Source organism: Thiomonas sp. TH-17, from assembly GCF_057473305.1.
Window position 1 is genome coordinate 22,585 of record NZ_JBYCKI010000030.1, and the last position, 7,030, is coordinate 29,614.

Sequence of the window (7,030 nt, forward strand, 5' to 3'; positions counted from 1 at the left end):
AGAGTGGCCGTTCAGCCGACGATCTCGCGCACGATCAGCCACTTGCCGTTTTCACGCTGCATTTGCAGGGTTTTCGGGCCGTCAAAGTCGAGCGAGCCGGAGGTGTAGTGCTGACGGAATCGCGCGGTGGCTTTGTCGCCGTCGAGTTGCACCTTGAGCGCGTGCACTTTCACCGTGATCTTGGCTTTGTCGGAAATACGGGCGCGGCGCTGATCTTTCCAGGCGCCCAGGCTCATGCCTTTCTCAGGCTTGAAATTGGGGGCGTAGGCGGCGAAATAGCCTGGCAGATTCTTGTTTTGCCAGGCGTCGGCCCAGCGCTCGACCGCTTCCGACACAGCGGCCTGTTCGCTGGCGTTGGTCTGCACAGGCGCGGCGGCGGGCGCCGGTTTGTTTTCGGCGGGTGCGGGCGCAGCAGGTTTGGCGGCAGCCGGGGCCGTTGGCGCAGGCTCGGGTTTGGCCGCGGGTTTTTCGGCGGCCACCACTACTGGCTTCGGCGCAGGCGCGGCCGCAGCGGGCTTGGCCTCGGCTTTGGTTTCCTTCGCGGGCTGCGCCGTGGTCACTTTCAAGGGTGTCGCAGAGGCGGTTTGAACGGCGGGATTTTTGCCCTGCTCGAACAATTCGCGAATCAGGTTGAGCTTGACTCGGGCGCTGGCATTTTCATCGGGGGCGAGTTGCAGCGCCTTTTGATAGGCCTGGCTGGCGAGTTTGGCGTAAATATCGCCCAGGTTGGCCTGCGCGGTGGCGTAGCTCGGGTTGGTGCGAATGGCCATATCGAGCGCGGCGCGGGCTTTGTCGTACTGGCCTTGCTGGGCATACAGCACGGCCAGATTGTTGTAAGGCTCGGGCAGTTCGGGGTATTGCTCGGTGAGCGACTGGAAGATCTTGATGGCCTGAGCGTCTTTTTTCTGCTCGGTCAGAATGACGCCCTTGAGAAACTGGTACTGCGGGTCTTTGGGCTTTTGCGCCAGCAGCGTGTCCACCTGCGTCAGCGCATTGCTCAGATCGCCTTTTTGCAGGCTTTGGCTGACACTGGCCGCGTCTGCCGCCCAGACGGTTGGCGCACTCAGCGTGAGGGCGATCAGGGTGGCGATAAGGCGATTTCGCATTGGGTGACTGGGTGAGTGGTCTGAAGTCTGGACAAGGGCCGTGTGGACTGGCGATGCGCAGCGCGGAAAGCGCAGCGCGCCAAGCCGGAAACCGGCTGCTTGTGCTAAGTTTTTAATTTTATCCGGGGACATGGCGCGCCCGCGCACAAACCGCTGTTCCCACGCCCAATTCCATGACTGCGTTGCACCTTCACAATACCCTCACCCGCGGCAAAGACCGTTTCGAGCCCATCGAGCCGGGCCATGTTCGTATGTATGTCTGCGGCATGACGGTGTACGACTTCTGTCATATCGGGCACGCGCGCGTCATGGTGGTGTTCGATCTGCTGCAGCGCTGGCTCAAGGCGCAGGGCTTGCGCGTGACTTATGTGCGCAACATCACCGACATCGACGACAAGATCATCCGGCGCGCGCAGGAAAACGGCGAAACCATCCGCACACTGACCGACCGGTTCATCGCTGCGATGCACGAAGATGCCGACGCCCTGGGCGTGGAGCGGCCTACGCATGAGCCGCGCGCCACCGACTATGTGCCGCAGATGCTCGACCTGATCGGCAAGCTCAAAAAGCGCGGTCTGGCCTATCGCGATAGCGCGGGCGATGTGAACTTTCATGTGCGCGCGTTTCCCGGCTACGGCAAGTTGTCGGGCAAGTCGCTCGATGAACTGCGCGCGGGCGAGCGCGTGGAGGTCGATACCGCCAAACAAGATCCGCTGGACTTTGTGCTGTGGAAAGCGGCCAAACCCGCCGAGCCCGAGGAGGTGAAATGGCCTTCCGATGACGGCCCGGGCCGTCCCGGCTGGCATATCGAATGTTCGGCCATGAGCTGCGCGCTGCTGGGCGAGACTTTCGATATTCACGGCGGCGGGGCCGATCTGCAGTTTCCGCATCACGAGAACGAAATCGCGCAGAGCGAGGGCGCAAGCGGCAAGACCATGGCCCATGTATGGCTGCACAACGGGTTTGTGCGGGTGGATGGCGAGAAGATGTCCAAATCGCTGGGCAATTTTTTCACCATCCGCGACATCCTCCAGCATGTCGAGGCCGAAACCGTGCGGCTGTTCATCGTCCGCGCGCACTACCGCAGCCCGCTGAATTACAGCGACGAACACCTGCAAGATGCCCACGCTGCGCTCACCCGTCTCTACACCGCGCTCGACCCGTTCGCCGAGCTGCCCGCGCGTGTCGACTGGAGCCACCCGCGCGCGCAGGCCTTTGCCGCCGCGATGAATGACGACCTCAATACGCCAGAGGCCATGGCGGTGTTGTTCGAGCTGGCGACCGAGGTCAACAAAACGGGCGATGCCGATCTGGCGGCGCTGCTGAAAGGGCTGGGCGGCGTGCTCGGTCTGCTGCAGCAGAATCCGCGCGAGTTCTTGCAAAGCAAGGCCGCCGCGGTGGATGCGGCGTGGGTGGAACAGTTGGTGCAGGAACGCATCGCCGCCAAACAGGCGCGCAACTTTGCCGAGGCCGATCGCATCCGCGCCGAACTCACCGCCAAGGGCATCGTGCTCGAAGACAAGCCGGGCGGGGTCACGGTATGGAGGGCGGCTTGATGGCGCGAGCACCGGCTTGGTCGGATACGGTCGTCTCCACCAAAGGCCCCATCCCTCTCGACTGGGACAAGGCCTGCGCCCACCTGCAGCGCACCGATCGCGTGATGCGCAAACTCATCAAGACGCATGCGGGCACGCGGCTGCAAAGCCGGGGCGATCCGTTTCAGACTCTGGCGCGTTCCATCATTGGCCAGCAGATTTCCGTCAAGGCGGCGCAGACGGTCTGGGATCGGCTCTGTGCCGCCGTGCCGCAAGTTGCGCCGGAACATCTGGTCGGTCTCGGCGATGACGCGCTGCGTGCTTGCGGCCTGTCGGGTCGCAAGGCGGGCTATGTGCGCGACCTCGCCGTCAAATTCCACGCCGGGGAGGTGCATCCGCACAATTGGCAAGAGATGCACGACGAGGCCATCGCCGCTGAACTGCTGACCATCCGCGGGATTGGCCGCTGGACGGCTGACATGTTTCTGATCTTCCACCTCATGCGCCCGGATGTGCTGCCCCTGGGCGACCTGGGACTGATCAAAGGCGTGAGCCAGACTTATTTCGCCGGCGAGCCCGTGACCCAGAGCGAGGTGCGCGAAGTGGCCGCCGCCTGGGCGCCGTGGCGTTCAGTGGGGACTTGGTATATTTGGCGGAGTCTCGACCCGTTGCCGGTTGCGTATTGATTTGCGCATTGTTTTGCATGTTTGCAACGCAGGAGCGGACCATTTCCCGAGGTGAATATGAGCAAAAAAGTCTTTCTCGATTTCGAGCAACCGGTTGCCGAACTAGAGAACAAAATCGACGAACTGCGCTTTGTGCAAGATGAGTCTGCCGTCGATATTTCCGAAGAGATCGGGCGCTTGCAGAAGAAAAGCCAGCAGCTCACCAAAGACCTCTACGCCAAGCTCACGCCCTGGCAGACCACGCAGATTGCGCGGCACGCCCAGCGGCCTTACACCCTCGACTACGCCAACCAGATATTCACCGACTTTCACGAGCTGCACGGCGATCGCGCCTATGCCGACGACCTGTCCATCGTGGGCGGGCTGGCGCGTCTGGGCGGGCAGGCCTGCATGGTGATCGGCCACCAGAAGGGGCGAGACACCAAGGAGCGCGCGATGCGCAACTTCGGCATGCCCAAGCCCGAGGGCTATCGCAAGGCGCTGCGGCTGATGAAGCTGGCCGAAAAATTCCACCTGCCCATCTTCACCTTTGTCGATACGCCCGGCGCCTATCCCGGCATCGACGCCGAAGAGCGCAGTCAGTCCGAGGCCATCGGCCGCAATATCTACGAGATGGCGCAGCTCGAAGTGCCCATTATTTCCACCATCATCGGCGAAGGTGGCTCGGGCGGGGCGCTGGCCATTGCGGTGTGCGACCAGTTGCTCATGCTGCAATATTCGATCTACTCGGTGATTTCGCCCGAGGGCTGCGCCTCCATTCTGTGGAAAAGCGCGGAAAAGGCCCCTGAAGCCGCCGAGGCGCTGGGTCTCACGGCGCATCGGCTCAAGGCGCTGGGCTTGGTGGACAAGATCGTCAACGAGCCGGTGGGCGGCGCGCACCGCGACCCTGCGGCGATGGCGGCTTCACTCAAGCGCGCGCTGGGCGAGTCGCTGCGCCACTTTCAGCACACCAAACCGGCCGATCTGGTGAAGCAGCGGCTTGAGCGGCTGCAGGGTTTTGGCAAATTCGAAGACACCAAGACGGCCGGACGTTGACCGCGCTCGTCGGTTCACTTGATTGGTCCACCTCATCGGCTGCACAGTCGGCGCTGCTCTTGCTGAACAACCCCGCGCTTGCCGCGCTCAAGCGTTTCGCGTCGCAACACCCCGGCGTCGCCCAGGCCGAGCGCATCGGCATTGCCTTCAGCGGCGGGGCCGATTCCACGGCTTTGCTGCTGGCGGCCCGCACGCTCTGGGGCGGCGGGCGGCTTTGTGCCTTGCACGTCAATCATGGCTTGCAAGCCTCGGCTGAGTTGTTCGCGCAACATTGCGCCCAAGCCTGCGCCGCCCTCGATGTGGCGTATGCCGAGGCCACTCTGCAGGTCGATGCGGCGCGGGGGATGAGCCTGGAAGAAGTCGCGCGCGAGGCCCGCTATCTGGCGCTGGCCAAGCTTGCGCGCGAGCAGAACTGCGCGGTGGTTCTGCTCGCGCAGCATGGGGACGATCAGGTCGAGACGCTCTTGCTCGCCTTGTTGCGCGGGGCAGGGCCGCGCGGCTTGGCGGCGATGCCCGCGCAAATGCAGCGCCACGGCTGCAGCTTTGCGCGACCCTTGCTGGACTGCGGCGCGGCCGAAGTGCGGAGCTGGCTCAAGGCGCAGGCGGTGAGCTTTCTGGACGATCCGATGAATGCCGACCCCGCGTTTCGGCGCAGCCGCATTCGGCATGAACTGGTGCCGGTTCTCGCCCGGCTCGAACCCGCCTATCGGCAGACGCTGGGCCGCAGCGCCGACTTGTGCGCAGCGGCCGACGCGCAGATTCAATCGACTGCGGCGCAGCAATTGCGTCTCTGCCTACAACCCCAGGGGCTGGATCTTGCGGCCTTGCGCGCACTGGGCGCCGCCGCCGCCAGCGAAGTGTTGCGGCTCTGGCTGCGGCAAAACGGGCAGCGCCTGGACCGTGCGCGGACCGACGAACTGGTGCGACAAGTCTTGCGCACTGGGCAAGGCGCGCATCGCCTCGAACTGCGTCTGCCGGGCTGCATCCTTCAGCGTCAGGGGGCTTGTCTGCGTCTGAAATGGGACGATGCCGCCGCAGACAAAGTCTAGAATGTCTGGCTTTGCAGCGAAACGGTCTGGTGCATCGTGCGCCGGGCAAAGAGACTTTCGCAGCTTTCGAACGCATTTCTCATGGCACTCATCGTCCAGAAATACGGCGGCACCTCGGTGGGGTCTGCCGAACGGATCAAAAACGTGGCCCGGCGCGTGGCCAAGTGGCACGAAGCGGGGCATCAGGTCGTGGTGGTGGTGTCGGCCATGTCGGGCGAAACCAATCGCCTGATCGCGCTGGCCAAAGAAATCCAGACCCAACCCGATCCCCGCGAACTCGACGTCGTGGCGTCGACCGGCGAGCAGGTCACCATCGGCCTGCTGTCCATGGCGTTGCAGGCGCTGGGGCGCAAAGCCCGAAGCTACACCGGCGCGCAGATCGCCGTGCATACCGATAGCGCGTTCAGCAAGGCCCGCATCGAATCCATCGACGCCGACAAACTCAAGGCCGATCTCGCGCAGGGCATCATCCCCATCGTGGCCGGGTTTCAAGGCGTGGACGCGCAGGGCAACATCACCACCCTGGGACGGGGCGGCTCAGACACCTCGGGCGTGGCGCTTGCCGCGGCCTTGCAGGCCGACGAATGCCAGATCTACACCGACGTCGACGGTGTCTACACCACCGATCCGCGCATCGTCCCCGAAGCCCGCAGGCTCGACACGGTCACCTTCGAGGAAATGCTGGAGATGGCCAGCCTGGGCTCCAAGGTGCTGCAAATCCGCTCGGTGGAATTCGCGGGCAAGTACAAGGTTCGCTTGCGCGTGCTCTCCAGCCTGACCCCGTGGGATCTGCCGCTGGAGCAAGAGTCGCGCAGCGGCACACTCATCACCTTTGAGGAAGACGAAAACATGGAACAAGCCGTGGTGTCGGGCATCGCCTTTGCCCGCGACGAAGCCAAGATCATCGTGGTCGGCGTGCCCGACCGTCCCGGCATCGCCTATCAGATTCTCAGCGCCGTGGGCGAGGCCAATATCGAAGTCGACATGATTCTGCAAAACCAGAGCGTGGCCGGCTTCACCGACTTCACCTTCACCGTGGGCCGCGGCGATTACGCGCGTGCGCTCGATATTCTCAAGTCCAGCGTACAGGCCCACATCGGCGCCAAGGAAATTCTCGGCGACCCGAAAGTGTGCAAGGTTTCCATCGTGGGCATGGGCATGCGCTCGCACGCCGGCGTGGCCAGCAAGATGTTCCGCACCCTGTCGGAAGAAGGCATCAACATCCAGATGATCTCCACCTCGGAAATCAAGGTGTCGGTGGTCATCGAAGAAAAGTACATGGAGCTCGCGGTGCGCTCCTTGCACAAGGCCTTCGACCTGGAACAAAGCGCCTGAGCCGCGACGTTTTCCATCAAGGTGGCGATGGCAGGTGAATGCGTGTAATAATTACCGACTTTGCTGAACGCATGAAGCCGCAAGCAATTTGCCAAAAGGAAACTGGCGGCAACTGGAGACGTGACCGAGTGGCCGAAGGTGCTCCCCTGCTAAGGGAGTATGTGCCAAAAGCGCATCAAGGGTTCGAATCCCTTCGTCTCCGCCAAGATTCTGTTTTAAGAAGTCCAAGGAAGTCCGAAAAACCCGCTGTTCTCCTTTGAGACAGCGGGTTTTTTGTTTGCAGA

6 protein-coding genes and 1 tRNA gene are annotated in these 7,030 nt (G+C 62.9%); 6 read left to right on the forward strand and 1 reads right to left on the reverse strand.

Translation table 11 applies throughout. The features are described from left to right. Positions 1 to 11 precede the first annotated feature (11 nt). Entirely contained in the window at positions 12 to 1,106 is a 1,095-nt protein-coding gene (locus AC2VLV_RS02165) for a nuclear transport factor 2 family protein (protein ID WP_486988439.1), read from the reverse strand. A gap of 173 nt (positions 1,107 to 1,279) precedes the next feature. On the opposite strand from AC2VLV_RS02165, the gene cysS reads away from it, so the two are divergent. The 6 genes from cysS to AC2VLV_RS02195 all read left to right on the forward strand — a co-directional run bounded on the left by cysS (position 1,280) and on the right by AC2VLV_RS02195 (position 6,951). After that, positions 1,280 to 2,662, forward strand: coding sequence for a cysteine--tRNA ligase (cysS, locus tag AC2VLV_RS02170; protein WP_486988440.1), 1,383 nt, complete (start codon positions 1,280 to 1,282; stop codon positions 2,660 to 2,662). Next, positions 2,662 to 3,327 (forward strand): DNA-3-methyladenine glycosylase family protein, encoded by a 666-nt coding sequence (locus AC2VLV_RS02175; RefSeq protein ID WP_486988441.1) that lies wholly within the window; start codon positions 2,662 to 2,664, stop codon positions 3,325 to 3,327. Before cysS ends, AC2VLV_RS02175 begins: the two co-directional genes overlap by 1 nt. Before the next feature lie 57 nt (positions 3,328 to 3,384). Continuing rightward, the gene (locus AC2VLV_RS02180; RefSeq protein ID WP_276729124.1) at positions 3,385 to 4,362 is read left to right on the forward strand and encodes an acetyl-CoA carboxylase carboxyltransferase subunit alpha; all 978 of its coding nucleotides are present in this window, start codon (positions 3,385 to 3,387) and stop codon (positions 4,360 to 4,362) included. A gap of 59 nt (positions 4,363 to 4,421) precedes the next feature. Next, complete coding sequence (gene tilS, locus AC2VLV_RS02185) at positions 4,422 to 5,411, forward strand: tRNA lysidine(34) synthetase TilS (RefSeq protein ID WP_486988442.1); 990 nt, start codon at positions 4,422 to 4,424, stop codon at positions 5,409 to 5,411. Between the two features lie 81 nt (positions 5,412 to 5,492). Continuing rightward, positions 5,493 to 6,746, forward strand: a complete 1,254-nt coding sequence (locus tag AC2VLV_RS02190; RefSeq protein WP_486988443.1) for an aspartate kinase — start codon at positions 5,493 to 5,495, stop codon at positions 6,744 to 6,746. A 114-nt stretch (positions 6,747 to 6,860) separates the two neighbouring features. Further along, positions 6,861 to 6,951: transfer RNA gene (locus AC2VLV_RS02195), tRNA-Ser, on the forward strand. Positions 6,952 to 7,030: the final 79 nt, after the last annotated feature.